Consider the following 14714-nt stretch of genomic DNA (forward strand, 5'->3'; position numbering starts at 1 on the left):
TTCAATGAGATGGTGCACGACGAGCAGGGTAATGTCATGCAAGGCTCGCTGGCGCGTATCGAGCCGGAAGGCACCGTGACCCGCATGTGGGAAGCCATCGAGACCTATATGGCGCGCAAACAGCCGTTGATCATCATCGCGGGTGCCGACTATGGCCAAGGGTCGTCTCGTGACTGGGCGGCCAAGGGCGTGGCCCTGGCCGGGGTCGAAGCGATCGTGGCAGAGGGCTTCGAACGTATCCACCGCACCAATCTGGTGGGGATGGGCGTGATGCCGCTGCAATTCGAGGAGGGCACGACTCGGAAAACGCTGGCGCTGGATGGCACCGAAATCTACGACGTGGAAGGAACCCCTGCCCCCAGGGCCCAACTGACGCTGGTGATCCATCGCCAGCAGGGGGCAGTGGAGCGTGTGCCGGTGGTGTGCCGCCTGGACACCGCCGAGGAGGTCACCATCTACTCCGCCGGTGGTGTGCTGCAACGCTTTGCGCAGGATTTTCTGGAATCCAGCGCCGCTGTCTAGTGGCGTTGTCCCAGCGTAGCATCGAAGGGAAAGCCCAGCGAGTGAACATCGACGGCCTGACGCGTGTCAGGCCGTTGTCAGGAGAGTGATCATGGCGCACGCAGCGCAGATAAGTATTCCCGCCACCTACATGCGAGGTGGCACCAGCAAAGGGGTGTTTTTCACCCTCAGTGACCTGCCTCCCGCTGCGCAGCAGCCGGGCGAGGCGCGAGACAGGCTGCTGTTGCGGGTGATGGGTAGCCCCGACCCCTATGAAAAACAGATTGATGGGATGGGCGGTGCCACGTCCAGCACCAGCAAGGCGGTGATTCTCTCGAAAAGTACTTCCCCAGAGCATGATGTGGATTACCTGTTTGGACAGGTGTCCATCGACAAGCCTTTCGTGGACTGGAGCGGTAACTGCGGCAACTTGTCTGCGGCGGTGGGGCCCTATGCCGTGGCCAATGGGCTGGTCGACCCCGCGCGGGTGCCTGAAAACGGCGTCGTGGAAGTGCGCATCTGGCAGGTCAACATACAGAAAACCATCGTTGCCCAGGTGCCGATCAGCCACGGCGCCGTTCAGGAAACCGGGGATTTCGAGCTGGACGGCGTCACCTTTCCTGCTGCCGAGATTCCTGTGGCGTTTCTGGATCCTGCCGACGGTGAGGGGGCGATCTTCCCCACGGGGCAGCCGGTGGATGAGCTGGAGGTGCCCGGCATCGGAGTGCTCAAGGCGACGCTGATCAATGCGGGTATTCCTACCGTGTTCATCGACGCGCAAGCCCTGGGCTACAGCGGCTGTGAGCTGCAAGAGGCGATCAACGGCGACCCGGAGGCACTGGCCAGGTTCGAAAGAATACGCGCCCATGGGGCCGTCAAGATGGGCTTGATTACCCATGTAGACGAGGCCGCCAGCCGTCAGCACACGCCCAAGGTGGCATTCGTGGCACCCCCGGCTGGCTATACGTCTTCCAGTGGGAAGCAGGTCGAGGCCGAATCGATCGATCTGCTGGTCAGGGCGCTCTCCATGGGCAAGTTGCATCACGCCATGATGGGCACTGCGGCCGTGGCCATTGCCGCGGCAGCGGCCATTCAGGGGACACTGGTGAACCTGGCAGCAGGCGGCAGCGAACGGGAGTCGGTCACTTTTGGCCACCCCTCCGGCACGCTCAGGGTAGGCGCTAAGGCCAGCCTGGTGGAGGGACGCTGGCAAATCGATCAGGCGGTTATGAGCCGCAGTGCTCGGGTATTGATGGAAGGGCGAGTACGCGTGCCTGGTGATGTGCTGTAATCGACGGCAGGCACTGCTTTGACCACCTTGGTGCCCCTTGCCGAATGGTGCCCGTCACGGTTGGGCGTAAGGCTTGCCGTGACGGGCGGGGTGGTCATGATGTTGCTTGTGATGTGGTTAATCCTCTACCACGACCTGGTCGCGCATCCGGTCAACGGTGGCCGGGCCGATACCGCTGACCCGTGTCAGGTCGTCAGCGCTCTCGAAAGCGCCGTTGGTTTCACGCTCCTCGATGATGGCGGCCGCCCGGCTGGGGCCAATGCCCGGCAGTTCCGCCAGCAGCTCGGCGTCGGCACTATTGACATTGATGGGGGCGATTGCCTGGGCCAGCGCGGCACTGGACAAACCCAGGCACAGTGACATCACGAGTGCGGCTACAAATCCCTTGAATGTTTTCTGCATGTGAAGTACCTCATCGGTGTTGGTTCGTCGCTCGGCTCGCCAAGAGCCGAGCCTCCTCGATCGCCAGCAGGACCGAATTGCTTGCGTCCTTAGTCAACTTAATCTTTAGGCGCGCCTCGCGCTGTAAGCCATTGCCGATAGTTTTTGTAATCCGTTTGCCATGAGGGGTGTCGGCAATCGCTTACACAGCCCCCCGGCGAGGGCTGGTACACTAGGCAAGCGGCAGACCGTCGCCCATTGAACGGGTTCTTGATAGGCATGAACCTTTACCACTGTTGACATAACGAGCACGGAGTAAGCGCGTGTCCACCGACTCACCTCTCATCATTGCCCTTGATTACCCTTCGCTTGACGCAGCGCTGTGCATGGCCGATCAGCTCGACCCGGCCCGTTGCCGTGTGAAAGTAGGCAAGGAGCTGTTCACGCGTAGCGGCCCGGCGGTACTGGAGGCGTTGCATGGCCGGGGCTTCGAAGTGTTTCTGGATCTCAAGTTTCATGACATTCCCAACACCACTGCCAGCGCGGTGCAGGCGGCGGCAGAGCAGGGGGTGTGGATGGTCAATGTTCATGCCTCCGGTGGGCGCAAGATGATGGAGGCAGCAGCGCAGCGATTGGCAGATCATCGTTTGAACACGCACTTGATCGCCGTCACCGTACTGACCAGCATGCAGGAAGACGACCTGGCCAGTGTTGGCGTGAACGGCGGGATCGATGCCCATGTGGACCGCCTCGCGGCGTTGACGCATGCCAGTGGCCTGGCGGGAGTGGTGTGCTCTGCCCACGAGGCGGCACCACTGAAGGCTCGGTATGGCGATGCCTTCCTCAAGGTGACGCCGGGAATTCGTCCCCATTTTGCCGTGGCCAATGACCAGCAGCGCATCATGACGCCTGCAGAGGCCATGCAGGCGGGTAGCACTCATCTGGTCATCGGCAGGCCGGTCACTCAGGCAGAAGACCCAATGGCGGCATTGGTCGCTATCGAAAGCGAGCTGGCGAGCGTCTGAGGCTGGAGGCGAGCGGCTATTCGCCCTGAACGCCCGTGACGGGTTTGATGGTGCCCCAGCGTCGGCAGCTGGGGCACTGCCAGCTCAGGCTGTCGCTGTTGAAGCCGCAGCGGCGGCAGCGGTGACGATGTCGGCCGGACAGCAGCGGGTCCGTGTGATGCTTGAGCAGCAGTAGCCGTGTGTCGGGAGAAGCTTTGCCTGACAGTTTCTCGCTTTCGAGATAAAGGTCCACCAGATAGTCGAGGCCGCCCAGGCTCGGCGCTTCTCGTAACCAGGTGCCGATCCGCTCGATGGCGCTGTCGACGCCTTCTCTTTGGTGGATCAGGGCTCCCAGGGTAATCATGACGCTGGTGTAGGGGGCTTGCCCCAACAGCCGATACAGATGGTTTTCCAGGCCGTCCAGGTCATCGTTGCGGGTATAGGTGCGCTGCAAGACCGGCAGCATGGTGGGAACGTGGGCGATATCCTGTTGAGGAATTTGGTCGAGCCGCTCGATGGCCTTGGCATTGTGGCCGTTCTCCATGTCCAGCTCGGCCAGCAGAAGCGTGGCTCGGACGCAGCGCTCATCGAGCTGCAGTGCCTTTTTCAGGTGTTTGCGAGCCAATGGGCGGCTTGCCTGAGAGATCTCCTGTTCTGCCAGTTCACACAGCCAATGGGCTGCGGGGCGGCGCATGGCTGGCTGCAGCTTGATCAGGGGTTGGGCGGTCTCCAGCGCTGCATGCCAGTCGTGTTCTTTCTCCAGCAGGTCGATCAACAGTCGGCGTGCTTCCAGGCACAGTGGCTCGTTGCTTGAGTGCTCGAGAACGCTGCCCAGCAGTCGCTGGGCGCGATCATGCACGCCCAGTGCCATGAAGTCGCGGGCCAGCTCCAGTTGAACGTGTTCGTTGGTTTCTGTCGACAGAGAGGGGCGGGCCAGCAGGTTTTGATGGATGCTGACGGCCTTGTCCGCTTCACCGCGGGCGCGAAACAACTTGCCCAGGGCAATATGTGTTTCTGCCGTCTCGCTATTGATGTCGAGGGCATGAATGAAGGTGTTGATGGCTTCGTCGGGCTGCTCGTTGAGCAGATAGTTCAACCCGACGAAGTACTCTCGAGATAGATCGGGTGGGCGTGACAAAGGGGCCTGCCGCTGGCGCCTGGTCGCATGCCTGACCCCAAGCGCAAAGCCCAGCACAATGGCGGTCAACAGCACGCCCAGCAGCACGGCATCTTGCATTTATGCCAGTTCCTTGAACTCCTGGGTGCGGAGGCGGTCGAGCTCCTTGCGCTGCTGCTTGTTGTGGCGTTCGCTACGCACCAGCTTGGCTCTTAGGCGTACGTACACGCCCAGCATGGCGATCATGCCGACCACCACGCCCAGCGTCAGCGTTGCCAGCAGCCAGACCGACAGCGACACGGCAGGCAGCTCTGTCCAGATCAGATTCAAGGCAATGGCTTGCTGATTATTGACGGCAAACAGAATGCCGACCAGCAGCACTATCAGTAGAATGACGGCTAGAATTAGCCCTTTGATCCAACGCATGTGTGTTTCCTGGTTAGTGGCGTTCACGGTAGTGCTATTGTGGCTGAGTCCAAGCGTGACGTCATCCTGAAGAACGTCGCAGGGGCCGCTTGCTCAGGTTCAATAGCCTAGCGCTCGGCTGGCATCCACCTGTTCCCGGAGCTCTTTGCCGGGCTTGAAGTGGGGGACATATTTGCCGTCCAGTTCCACTGGGTCGCCCGTCTTGGGGTTTCTGCCGGTGCGTGGCTCGCGGTAGTGAAGTGAAAAGCTGCCAAAGCCACGTATTTCGACTCGCCCGCCGCTGGACAAGGCATCGGTCATATCATCCAGGATGATGCGCACTGCCGTTTCGACTTCCTTGGCGGACAGCTCCGGTTGACGCATCGCGATTTGTTCGATTAGTTCAGATTTGGTCATCGGTTGGCTCCCTGCAAACGTTAAAGGCCGTTCTTACGCATGCGACCTCGACACCATCGAGATCAGCATACTTCGCCAAACGGCATAAAACAATTCAGATAAAACAAGGTACTAGCTTGGTGAACACAAGGCTGGGTAACAGCATAGGCGAAGCCGAGCGCTGGCGCGACCCTGTCGCTCCGGTATACTGCCTTTTCATTCCCTTTACGTGGAGAAGTGGCGTTGAACGACGATACATCCCCAGCAGCTGTGCTGCGCAAGCGGCTCTATTGGCACTCCCGTCGTGGCATGTGGGAGTTGGACTTGCTGTTGATTCCGTTTCTGGAAGCACGCTTCGAGTCACTCACCCATGAGCAGCAGCAGACCTACCAGCGGTTGATCGAAGAGGAAGACCAGGATTTGTTCGTTTGGCTAATGCACCGCGAGTGGCCGGAGGATCCGGAGCTGCGCCAAATGGTCCAAATGATCGTCGAGCATGCAGAAGCCACCGATAACACTGCCTATCGTACGCTCTAACGTGGCCAGCGGCGTTCATGCAGCATTGTTGATGGGCTGCATGGCGGTGCTGATGCTCCTCGTCAGCGCTGCTTGGATCGGGGTGGCCTTGGTGGTGGGGTTGGCGGTGTGGTGGGTCAGCCGCTGCCGTCAGCCGGCAGGAACATTGCAGCTTGTGCATACAGGGCAACACTGGGCGGCAAGCTGGTTGTTGCCTACTGGTGAACTGGGCCCCGAGCAGCCTGTGCGCTGTGACTATCTGGGGCCCTGGTTGGTGGGGCTGCGTGTCGGCAGGCAGCGTATCTGGATATGGCCTGACAGCCTGCCTGCCGCAGAGCAGCGCCAGCTGCGCCGCTGCCTGCACCGTCCTGGTCGTTAGCGCCTGGCGTTGGGCAGGTCGTCCAGCGTCAGTCGCGAAGGTTGGCTGTCTGGCTGGGCCGAGGGCCAATCGGTGGAGTAATGCAGGCCGCGTGACTCATGACGCTGCAAGGCTGCCAGCGTCGTCAACTGTGCCAGCGCCAGTGCCTGGCCTAGCTGAAGGCTGTCGGGGTGCCGCCGCTCAGGATCCAGCGCTTTCAGGTTCTGCGCCATGTTCTCCAGCGCCGCATGAGCGCTGTTCAAGCCCTGCTCGCTGCGCACGATGGAAACATGCTGGCTCATCACGCTACGCATGGCGTTGCGTAGCGCGTCGAGGGCGTTCCGATCCACCTTGATGTGTGCATCAATGGGCCTGTCAGCCAGCGCTTCAGATAGTTGGCAAGGCGCCGTCTGCGGCTGGCTGAGCAGATGCAGGGCGCAGCTGCGGGCGTAGACCAGGCACTCCAGCAGAGAGTTGCTGGCCATGCGATTGGCGCCGTGCAAGCCGGTATAGGCGGTCTCGCCGATGGCGTAAAGGTTTGCCACGTCGGTTGCGCCTGCGCTATTGGTGGCAATGCCGCCGCAGCTGTAGTGAGCGGCGGGCACCACGGGAATGGGTTCCTGGGTGATGTCGATGCCCCGTGATGCGCAGTGGGCCAGGATGGTCGGGAAGTGGTGGCGTAGGTTGGTGTCGCCCAGGTGGCGGACGTCCAGCCAGACATGCCCCAGCGTACCCTGCTGAATATTGGCATCGATGGCGCGGGCCACAATGTCCCGAGGGGCTAGTTCGGCACGCGCATCCAGCGCCAGCATGAAGCGCTCTCCCGCTTCGTTGAGCAGGTGGCCGCCTTCTCCTCGCACGGCCTCGCTGATCAGAAACGCAGGGCCGTCAGGGTCAAACAGGCAGGTGGGGTGAAACTGCTGGAACTCCAGGTTGCACAGGGTAGCACCCAGCTCGGCAGCCATCATCATGCCTTCACCGCTGCTGGGGGCGGGAGTCGTCGTATGGCGATACAGGCCGCTGGCGCCGCCCGTTGCTAGTACAGTATGCGTAGCCAGCAGGTGGTGAAGATTGCCGCCGCTGTCGATGCCCAGTGCACCCAGGCAGTGGCCAGAGGCGTTCTGGAGCAGGTGCAGAATGGTCAGGTCGCTGCGCTGGGTGATGTTGGGGTGGACAGCGACTTTATCCAGCAGCGTATCGACCACGGCGCGGCCTGTGGCATCGTCGGCATGAATGATGCGTCTTGCGTTATGGCCGCCCTCTCGGGTGAGGTGAAAGGGGTAGCGGGCGCCGGGGTCCGAGTCTGGGGTAAACGGCACACCGTTGTCGATGAGCCACTGAATGGCCTGAGGCCCGTGGCTGACCGTAAAACGTACGGCTGCTTCATCGCACAGGCCGTCCCCGGCAATCAGCGTGTCCTGGACATGGTCTTCGAGCTGGTCGTCCGGGGATAGAACGGCGGCAATCCCGCCCTGGGCCCAGCGGCTGGCCCCTTTGTCGTCCTGGGCGGGGCGCACCAGCAGCACCGAGCGTTGGTCGGCCACTTCCAGTGCCAGCGTGAGGCCGGCGACGCCGCCACCAATAATGACGATGTCGGATGTTGACGTGCTCATTGGCCCCGCTCCTCCATGACTAACAAGTGCAAGTGGATGGCTAGCATCAAAAAGAACAGATGATAGGCGATGGCCAGACACAAAAAAAGCCGCGTCGATCAGATGATCTCGCAGCGTCGTTGTCTTGCATATTGGTGCCCGGAGCCGGACTTGAACCGGCACGGAGTTACCTCCGAGAGATTTTAAGTCTCTTGCGTCTACCAATTTCGCCATCCGGGCAGTGTGTCGAAAAAAATCGATACACTGGGAAATGGAGGCTGGAGTCGGAATCGAACCGGCGTACACGGAGTTGCAGTCCGCTGCATAACCACTCTGCCATCCAGCCTGACAAGTCATTGGATTGAACCAAATTGGAGCGGGAAAGGAGATTCGAACTCCCGACCCTCGCCTTGGCAAGGCGATGCTCTACCACTGAGCTATTCCCGCTTGACTCGAGGGCGAATTATACGCATCGCCCAGCGATTGTCAATCAATCAATTCGTTAAGTGCTTAAAAAAGCGAGCTTAGCCCGACTACATCGAGCGGCTAAGGTGCGGCCATGCTGCACGCAGGTACTGAATCATGGACCACAAGGTCAGGGTCGCCGCAGCATACAGGATAGCCACGCCCAGCATGGCCATCTCATGGCCTGGCGGAAACGCAAGTAGTACCAGAATGGCGACCATCTGCAGCGTGGTCTTGAGCTTGCCGATCCACGACACGGCCACCATGCCACGTTTGCCCATTTCGGCCATCCACTCCCGAAGGGCCGAAATGACGATTTCTCGACCGATAATGACCAGCGCGGGGAGCGTCAATATCAGCGTGTCGAAGCGCTCGATGAGCAGCGCCAGTGCCACTGCGACCATCAGCTTGTCGGCTACCGGGTCCAGAAATGCGCCAAACGGTGTCGATTGGTTCCAGCGGCGGGCAAGATAGCCGTCCAGCCAGTCCGTCACCGATGCCAGGGCAAACAGCCCGGCGGCCATCGGCATGCTCCAGCCAAAGGGCAGGTAGAAAAGCACTACCAGAAGTGGGATGAACGCGATTCGTGCCAGTGTCAGTATGTTGGGTATATTCATCGCAGGGCGCGATCCTTGCCGGAGAATCATGAAAGTCGGAGTGTAATGTGCCCGGTCATTCTATCCCCCTTGGCGCATTGCATCCATGTTAACCACCGCTTTATCCGTTCAGAGTGACATAAATCGTCTCTGCCAGGGCGGCGCTGATGCCCGGCACCCGAGTGAGTTCGTCACGGCTGGCCTTTTGCACGCCCTGCAGGCCGCCAAAAAACTTGAGCAATTCGCGGCGCCGCTTGGGGCCGATGCCGGGAATATCCTGCAGGGTGGACGTGCGCCGCGCCTTGTCACGCGCTGCGCGATGCCCGGCGATGGCGAAGCGGTGCGACTCATCACGAATATGCTGAACGAGGTGCAGGGCAGGTGACGCGGGCTCCAGTACCAGCGGGTTGTCGCTGCTTTCCAGAAACAGGGTTTCGAGCCCAGCCTTGCGCGTGGTGCCCTTGGCGACGCCCAGCAGCACGATCCCTGTTACCTGCAGGTCGGTCAGCACTTGCCGTGCCATGTTCAGTTGCCCCTTGCCACCATCCACGATCAGCACGTCAGGTGCAATGGCTTCGCCACTTTTGACGCGCTTGAGGCGTCGCGTGAGCGCCTGCTGCATGGCGGCGTAGTCATCGCCTGCGGCCACGCCTTCGATGCGAAAGTGGCGGTAGTCGCTCTTGCGTGGCCCCTGATGGTCGAACACCACGCAGGAAGCCACGGTGGCTTCGCCCTGGCTGTGGCTGATGTCGAAACACTCCAGACGCTCCGGCAGTGAGGGTAGCCCCAGCGCTTGCTGCAGTGACGTGAAGCGTTCGGTGAGCTGCGTGGTGTTGGCCAACTGCGAGGCGAGCTGCTGCTCGGCATTGGTCATGGCCAGGTGCTGCCACTGGGCACGATGACCGCGTACCTGGTGGGTCACGCGGACTTTTTTGCCTGCCTGTTGGGCAAGCGCGTCGGCAATCAGCGCGCTGTCTTCCAGCGGGAGATTGGTGATCACTTCGCTGGGCACGCTATGGGGCTGGCCGAAATAGTATTGGCTGACCACTTCGGTCAGCAGTGCCTCAGGGGGGAGGTCAAGGTCGTTTTTGGGGGTGTGATGCCGCGCGCCCAGCAGGCGCCCATCGCGGACGCTGAGGATGGAAATGCCCAGTGCGCCGGGGCGTTGAGCCAGCGCAAAAATATCTGCATCGCCGCTCTCGTTATCGACGAACTGGCGCTGCTGCATTTGACGCAGCTGCTGGATCTGGTCACGCAGGCGGGCGGCTTCTTCAAAATCGAGCGCCCGGCTCGCCGCTTCCATTTCTGCGGTGAGTAGCTGCGTGACGTGTTCGCTCTTGCCTTCCAGACACATGACCGCATGGTCGACATCCCGCTGATATTCTGGCTGTGAGATGTAGTCCACGCAGGGGGCGCTGCAGCGTTCGATCTGGTACTGCAGGCACGGGCGGGAGCGATGGGCGAAGACGCTATCTTCGCAGTTGCGGATGCGAAAGATTTTCTGCATCAGGGTCAGGCTCTCCCTGACCGCGCCGCTGCTGGGGTAGGGGCCGAGGTATTTGCCGTCACCACGCCGTTGCCGGGCGCGCTTGTACTCCAGAGCGGGGTAGGGGTGGCGGTCGGTCACGAATACGAAAGGATAGGATTTGTCGTCCCGCAGCAGAATATTGTAGGGCGGGCGTAGTTCCTTGATCAGCGTCTGTTCCAGCAGTAACGCTTCGGTTTCGCTGCGCGTGACGGTGATCTGAATATCGGCAATGCGCGAGACCATGGCCTGGGTCTTGGCATTGAGTTGGCCGCGAAAATAGCTGGCCAGGCGTGCCTTGAGGCGTTTGGCCTTGCCGACGTAGAGCGTGTTCTGCTGTTCGTCGAGCATTTTATAGACGCCGGGAGAGGCGCTGACGGAGCTGAGGAACTGCTTGGCATCAAAGGGCATGGCGAATCAACGGCGCTTCTCATGGGCAGAAGCAGCGATGGTAGGTCTATCCCAGGATGGCGTCAAAGCCCTCGACCAGCCCGTGGCGCAGAGCGAGGTGCGTCAACTCTACGTCGGTAGCCACTTGTAGCTTGTCAAACAGGCGGTAGCGGTAGGTATTGACGGTTTTAGGGCTCAGGTGCAAACGGTCCGAGATGTCCTGTACGCGCTGGCAGTTGACGATCATCAGCGCGATTTGCAGTTCGCGATGCGAGAGGTGGCTAAAAGGATTGTCTTCATCATCGAAGTGAGAGAGGGCCAGCCGCTGGGCGATTTCCTGGCTGACATAGCGGCGTCCGTGAAACACCTGGCGGATGGCCTCGGTCATTTCCGTGGCGTCGGCGCCCTTGCTGAGAAAGCCGGATGCGCCTGCTTCGAGCATGCGCCGCAGTACGCTATCTTCAAGGTGTGCCGTGAGGATAATGACTTTTACGTCCGAGAGCGTGCGATTGATGCGTCGGGTGGCTTCTAGGCCGCCGATGCCCGGCATGCGAATATCCATCAGCACGATGTCGGGCTTCAATTGTCGGCTTTGCGTCACTGCGGTCTCGCCATCATCCACTTCACCCACAATCTTGATATCGCTCTCTTCGTTCAGCAGGTGGGCGATACTGGTTCTCACCAGGTGGTGATCATCGGCAATTAAAACGTTGATCAAGGGACTGGCTCCTGCAGGTAATCATCGTGAACTAGGGCGATACGCACGCTGCGTGGGTATAGAGTGCCACAGCTCTTGGCAAAGGAGAATTAGTTAATGCTTGTTCACTTTATTTCTTGACCTCACGCAAGTGCTGGAGTAATATTCGCACCGCTGCCGCAATGGCAGCGTGTGGGGCCTTAGCTCAGCTGGGAGAGCGCAACACTGGCAGTGTTGAGGTCAGCGGTTCGATCCCGCTAGGCTCCACCAAAATTTCGAAGCGCTGCGTATCTTACGCGGCGTTTTTTTGTTGCGTGTTTCATATGGCGGTATGGCTGCTTGCCATCCAGCTCTTGCGCTGCCGATGCCCGCTCACAGGGTGAGCAGGCATTGTCGTCACTAGGCGTCTACCTTGCCCAGCAGCAGAAACTCGATCAAGGCTTTTTGTGCGTGCAGACGGTTGCCTGCCTCTTGCCAGACCACGGCGCGGGGGTCGTCGAGCAGCGTATGGCTGATCTCTTCGCCGCGATGTGCTGGCAGGCAGTGCAAGAACAGGACGTCCGCGTGAGCGCTATCGAGCATCGCTTCGGTTACCTGGAAGCCCGCGAAATCGGCTTCTCGCTTCGCTTGCTCCTGCTCCTGGCCCATGGAGGCCCAGACGTCGGTAGTGATCAGGTCAGCGCCTTGAGCGGCTTGCTGTGGGTCGCGCAACAGAGTGATGCAGTCGCCGGCGGCTTGCATGATGTCGTCGCGGGGCTCGTAGCCTTCCGGGCAGCAAATTCTCAAGCGGAAACCGAACTGGCGGGCAGCATTGATCCACGAGTGGCACATGTTGTTGCCATCGCCGATCCATACGGCGGTCTTGCCCTTGACGCTGCCGCGCAGCTCGGTCCAGGTCATGACGTCTGCCAGCAATTGGCAGGGGTGGTAGTCGTCGCTGAGGGCATTGATGACCGGCACGCTGCTGGCGCTGGCGTACGCTTCCAGCCCTGCATGGGAGAAGGTGCGGATCATCACCGCGTCGACCATTTCAGCCAGCACGCGGGCGGTGTCTTCGATGGGCTCGCCGCGGCCCAGTTGGGTGTCGCGGGGAGACAAAAACAGGGCGTGGCCACCAAACTGGGCCATGCCGGTCTCGAAGGAAACACGGGTGCGCGTGGAGGACTTCTCGAAAATCATCGCCAGAGTGCGGTTGGGCAGCGGCGTGTAAACCGGTCCGTTGGCCTTGAGATCCGTCTTGATCTTGATGGCGCGCTGAATCAGATAGTCCAGCTCTTCAGGGGTCAAATCCAGCAGGGTAAGGAAATGGCGTGTCGCCATGGTGACGTCTCTCCGCGCAAAAACACCATCCTAGCGAGGCCGCAGGGGATGCGCAACGCAAGCGGCATGCGTAGAATATCCGCCACGCAATAGGACCGAGTCGTTTGCTCAGGTATTGACCTGCATGATCAAGACTGACGATGACCCGGTCGCAGGGTTAAAGCCAGTGGCCGAATTGCGTACACTGGAAGAGACCATATCTTTTATCGAGGAGCATCCCATGAGCACCACGGCTGACAATATCCAGCGTCAAATCACTGAAAACCCGATTCTCATCTACATGAAAGGCACGCCTCAGTTGCCGCAGTGTGGTTTCTCTGCGCAGACGGTTCAGGCGCTGATGAGCTGCGGTGAGCGTTTTGCTTTCGTCAACGTGCTGGACAATCCCGATATTCGTGCCGAACTGCCTAAAATTGCCAACTGGCCTACCTTCCCACAGCTGTGGGTAGAAGGGGAGCTGGTCGGCGGATGCGATATCGTGATGGAAATGCACCAGAGTGGCGAACTCGAGAAGTTGATCAAGCAAGCTGCCCAGCGTGCAGGCGCTGCTGAAAACGGCACCGACGCCTAACCCAAGAACAGCGCCCAAGGAAGTTTTGCTCCATGAGCTATCAGGTTCTGGCCCGTAAATGGCGGCCACGCACATTCCACGAGCTTGTGGGGCAGGCCCATGTCCAGCGCGCCCTGGTCAATGCTCTTGACCAGGGGCGTTTGCACCACGCGTACCTGTTCACCGGCACGCGTGGCGTCGGCAAGACCACCCTGGCACGGATATTGGCCAAGTGCCTGAACTGCACCGCCAATGGGCGTGGTGACGAGGGCGTCACGTCGACCCCTTGTGGCCAGTGCCCCAGCTGTGAGGCGATTGATCAGGGGCGCTTCGTCGACCTGATCGAAGTCGATGCCGCGTCGCGAACCAAGGTCGAAGATACCCGCGAGCTGCTGGACAACGTTCAGTACGCGCCTACCCAGGGGCGTTACAAGGTGTACCTGATCGACGAGGTGCACATGTTGTCGACCAGCAGCTTCAATGCGCTGCTGAAGACACTGGAAGAACCCCCGCCCCACGTCAAGTTTCTGCTGGCGACCACTGACCCGCAAAAATTGCCTGCCACCGTGCTCTCCCGGTGCTTGCAGTTCACTCTGAAGCACATGCCACCTGAGCGGGTGGTCGAACACCTCAGCTTCGTGCTGGGTAAAGAAGGCGTCGAGTACGATGAGAGTGCGCTTTGGTTGCTGGGCAAGGCTGCGGCGGGCTCGATGCGCGATGCCATGAGTCTGACCGATCAAGCCATTGCTTTTGGTCAGGGGGCGGTACGCCATGGCGATGTTGCGGCCATGCTGGGTACGCTGGATCACCGTCACGTACTGGCGCTGGTAGAGGCGCTGGCGAACGTGGACGTTCAACAGCTGCTGCAGGAGGTCGCTCAGCTCGCCGAGCAGGGGCCGGACTTTGCCGCCGTGCTGGATGAGCTGACCGCCACTTTGCACCGGCTGGCCGTTGCCCAGATGGTGCCCGATGCAGTGGATAACAGCCACGGTGATCGCACCCAGATTCAGCAGCTGGCTGGGCGCTTTACCGCCGAAGACCTGCAGCTTTACTACCAGATCGGCATCCAGGGGCGGGGTGACATGGCGCATGCCCCTGACCTGCGCAGCGCGCTGGAAATGACGCTGTTGAGGATGCTGGCGTTTCGCCCGCAAGGGGTTCCAAAACCGCCCACGGTGCCGCTGCCGCTGCGTCGTGAACCGGCGGTGGACCCGGCTGCTCAGCCCCCGGCCGTTGAGCCCGAGGTAAAAAAGCCTGAGCCTGCGCCGTCCGCTGCGCAGGCTGCACCGCCGCAAACGCCTGTTGAGCGAGTATCTGCTGCGCCGCCCCAAAACGCACCAGAGAGTCGCTCACCAGAGAGTCGCGCTGCTGTGGCGCAGCCGGCAGAAGAGCCGCCGCCCTGGTCGCTTGACGAAGTGAATCAGGCCGCCATGCTCGCGCCAGAGCCAGAGCCAGAGCCAGAGCCAGAGCCAGAGCCAGAGCCAGAGCCAGAGCCAGAGCCAGAGCCAGAGCCAGAGCCAGAGCCAGAGCCAGAGCCAGAGCCAGAGCCAGAGCCAGAGCCAGAGCCAGAGCCAGAGCCAGAGCCAGAGCCAGAGCCAGAGCCAAGTACA

15 protein-coding genes, 4 tRNA genes and 1 pseudogene are annotated in these 14714 nt (G+C 60.7%); 8 read left to right on the forward strand and 12 right to left on the reverse strand.

Features of this window, described 5'->3' with window-relative positions; all coding sequences use genetic code 11:
- Both B7L71_RS12390 and prpF read left to right on the forward strand, forming a co-directional pair.
- Positions 1-522 (forward strand): annotated as a pseudogene (locus tag B7L71_RS12390) (Fe/S-dependent 2-methylisocitrate dehydratase AcnD); the annotation flags it as partial.
- A 91-nt stretch (positions 523-613) separates the two neighbouring features.
- Positions 614-1792, forward strand: coding sequence for a 2-methylaconitate cis-trans isomerase PrpF (gene prpF / locus B7L71_RS12395; protein ID WP_081138345.1), 1179 nt, complete (start codon positions 614-616; stop codon positions 1790-1792).
- Between the two features lie 117 nt (positions 1793-1909).
- On the opposite strand, the gene B7L71_RS12400 is transcribed toward prpF, so the two are convergent.
- Positions 1910-2194 carry a ComEA family DNA-binding protein gene (locus B7L71_RS12400; protein ID WP_016914360.1) on the reverse strand — a complete coding sequence of 95 codons (285 nt, stop codon included), beginning with the start codon at positions 2192-2194 and terminating at the stop codon, positions 1910-1912.
- A 302-nt stretch (positions 2195-2496) separates the two neighbouring features.
- Between B7L71_RS12400 and pyrF the strand changes: the two genes are divergently transcribed.
- Positions 2497-3198: an orotidine-5'-phosphate decarboxylase gene (gene pyrF / locus B7L71_RS12405; protein ID WP_081138347.1), complete on the forward strand. Its 702-nt coding sequence runs from the start codon at positions 2497-2499 to the stop codon at positions 3196-3198.
- 16 nt (positions 3199-3214) lie between these two features.
- Here pyrF and lapB read toward each other — a convergent pair whose 3' ends face one another.
- The 3 genes from lapB to B7L71_RS12420 all read right to left on the reverse strand — a co-directional run bounded on the left by lapB (position 3215) and on the right by B7L71_RS12420 (position 5116).
- A complete protein-coding gene (gene lapB, locus B7L71_RS12410) occupies positions 3215-4414 on the reverse strand; it encodes a lipopolysaccharide assembly protein LapB (protein WP_081138349.1) in 1200 nt (399 codons plus the stop codon).
- Positions 4415-4720, reverse strand: coding sequence for a lipopolysaccharide assembly protein LapA domain-containing protein (locus B7L71_RS12415; RefSeq protein ID WP_081138351.1), 306 nt, complete (start codon positions 4718-4720; stop codon positions 4415-4417).
- Between the two features lie 99 nt (positions 4721-4819).
- Entirely contained in the window at positions 4820-5116 is a 297-nt protein-coding gene (locus tag B7L71_RS12420) for an integration host factor subunit beta (RefSeq protein WP_016914356.1), read from the reverse strand.
- A 222-nt stretch (positions 5117-5338) separates the two neighbouring features.
- Between B7L71_RS12420 and B7L71_RS12425 the strand changes: the two genes are divergently transcribed.
- Positions 5339-5632 carry an FAD assembly factor SdhE gene (locus tag B7L71_RS12425; protein WP_081138353.1) on the forward strand — a complete coding sequence of 98 codons (294 nt, stop codon included), beginning with the start codon at positions 5339-5341 and terminating at the stop codon, positions 5630-5632.
- Positions 5592-5990: a hypothetical protein gene (locus B7L71_RS12430; RefSeq protein ID WP_232710797.1), complete on the forward strand. Its 399-nt coding sequence runs from the start codon at positions 5592-5594 to the stop codon at positions 5988-5990. The genes B7L71_RS12425 and B7L71_RS12430 overlap by 41 nt, the downstream gene beginning before the upstream one ends.
- Here B7L71_RS12430 and nadB read toward each other — a convergent pair.
- The 7 genes from nadB to uvrY all read right to left on the reverse strand — a co-directional run bounded on the left by nadB (position 5987) and on the right by uvrY (position 11255).
- The gene (gene nadB, locus B7L71_RS12435; protein ID WP_081138355.1) at positions 5987-7582 is read right to left on the reverse strand and encodes an L-aspartate oxidase; all 1596 of its coding nucleotides are present in this window, start codon (positions 7580-7582) and stop codon (positions 5987-5989) included. The genes B7L71_RS12430 and nadB overlap by 4 nt on opposite strands.
- A 132-nt stretch (positions 7583-7714) precedes the next feature.
- A tRNA-Leu gene (locus B7L71_RS12440) sits at positions 7715-7801 on the reverse strand.
- Positions 7802-7833: 32 nt separating this feature from the next.
- Positions 7834-7907, reverse strand: a tRNA-Cys gene (locus tag B7L71_RS12445).
- A gap of 26 nt (positions 7908-7933) precedes the next feature.
- Positions 7934-8008 (reverse strand) — tRNA-Gly (locus tag B7L71_RS12450).
- 86 nt (positions 8009-8094) lie between these two features.
- Positions 8095-8643 carry a CDP-diacylglycerol--glycerol-3-phosphate 3-phosphatidyltransferase gene (gene pgsA / locus B7L71_RS12455; protein ID WP_016914352.1) on the reverse strand — a complete coding sequence of 183 codons (549 nt, stop codon included), beginning with the start codon at positions 8641-8643 and terminating at the stop codon, positions 8095-8097.
- Positions 8644-8743: 100 nt separating this feature from the next.
- Positions 8744-10558: an excinuclease ABC subunit UvrC gene (gene uvrC / locus B7L71_RS12460; protein WP_016914351.1), complete on the reverse strand. Its 1815-nt coding sequence runs from the start codon at positions 10556-10558 to the stop codon at positions 8744-8746.
- Positions 10559-10604: 46 nt separating this feature from the next.
- Positions 10605-11255 carry a UvrY/SirA/GacA family response regulator transcription factor gene (gene uvrY, locus B7L71_RS12465; RefSeq protein ID WP_081138357.1) on the reverse strand — a complete coding sequence of 217 codons (651 nt, stop codon included), beginning with the start codon at positions 11253-11255 and terminating at the stop codon, positions 10605-10607.
- Positions 11256-11428: 173 nt separating this feature from the next.
- On the opposite strand from uvrY, the gene B7L71_RS12470 reads away from it, so the two are divergent.
- Positions 11429-11504 (forward strand) — tRNA-Ala (locus B7L71_RS12470).
- Between the two features lie 129 nt (positions 11505-11633).
- Here the strand turns inward: B7L71_RS12470 and argF are convergent.
- On the reverse strand, positions 11634-12554 hold the full coding sequence (argF, locus tag B7L71_RS12475; protein ID WP_081138359.1) for an ornithine carbamoyltransferase: 921 nt from the start codon (positions 12552-12554) through the stop codon (positions 11634-11636).
- 220 nt (positions 12555-12774) lie between these two features.
- Between argF and grxD the strand changes: the two genes are divergently transcribed.
- Both grxD and dnaX read left to right on the forward strand, forming a co-directional pair.
- Positions 12775-13125: a Grx4 family monothiol glutaredoxin gene (grxD, locus tag B7L71_RS12480; protein ID WP_016914348.1), complete on the forward strand. Its 351-nt coding sequence runs from the start codon at positions 12775-12777 to the stop codon at positions 13123-13125.
- Positions 13126-13157: 32 nt separating this feature from the next.
- Positions 13158-14714 (forward strand): DNA polymerase III subunit gamma/tau (gene dnaX, locus B7L71_RS12485; RefSeq protein ID WP_081138361.1); only part of this gene is annotated, 1557 nt, incomplete at its 3' end.

It is taken from the genome of Halomonas sp. BC2 (genome assembly GCF_002078115.1).
GTDB classification, from domain to species: domain Bacteria; phylum Pseudomonadota; class Gammaproteobacteria; order Pseudomonadales; family Halomonadaceae; genus Vreelandella; species Vreelandella stevensii.

What these genes read in the sequence shown, in the direction of transcription:
- pgsA (WP_016914352.1), bottom strand. Translation starts at nt 8,643, where the DNA reads ATGAATATACCCAACATACTGACACTGGCACGAATCGCGTTCATCCCA.
- uvrC (WP_016914351.1), bottom strand. Translation starts at nt 10,558, where the DNA reads ATGCCCTTTGATGCCAAGCAGTTCCTCAGCTCCGTCAGCGCCTCTCCC.
- nadB (WP_081138355.1), bottom strand. Translation starts at nt 7,582, where the DNA reads ATGAGCACGTCAACATCCGACATCGTCATTATTGGTGGCGGCGTCGCC.
- lapB (WP_081138349.1), bottom strand. Translation starts at nt 4,414, where the DNA reads ATGCAAGATGCCGTGCTGCTGGGCGTGCTGTTGACCGCCATTGTGCTG.
- prpF (WP_081138345.1), top strand. Translation starts at nt 614, where the DNA reads ATGGCGCACGCAGCGCAGATAAGTATTCCCGCCACCTACATGCGAGGT.
- argF (WP_081138359.1), bottom strand. Translation starts at nt 12,554, where the DNA reads ATGGCGACACGCCATTTCCTTACCCTGCTGGATTTGACCCCTGAAGAG.
- grxD (WP_016914348.1), top strand. Translation starts at nt 12,775, where the DNA reads ATGAGCACCACGGCTGACAATATCCAGCGTCAAATCACTGAAAACCCG.
- B7L71_RS12430 (WP_232710797.1), top strand. Translation starts at nt 5,592, where the DNA reads ATGCAGAAGCCACCGATAACACTGCCTATCGTACGCTCTAACGTGGCC.
- B7L71_RS12400 (WP_016914360.1), bottom strand. Translation starts at nt 2,194, where the DNA reads ATGCAGAAAACATTCAAGGGATTTGTAGCCGCACTCGTGATGTCACTG.
- B7L71_RS12415 (WP_081138351.1), bottom strand. Translation starts at nt 4,720, where the DNA reads ATGCGTTGGATCAAAGGGCTAATTCTAGCCGTCATTCTACTGATAGTG.
- B7L71_RS12420 (WP_016914356.1), bottom strand. Translation starts at nt 5,116, where the DNA reads ATGACCAAATCTGAACTAATCGAACAAATCGCGATGCGTCAACCGGAG.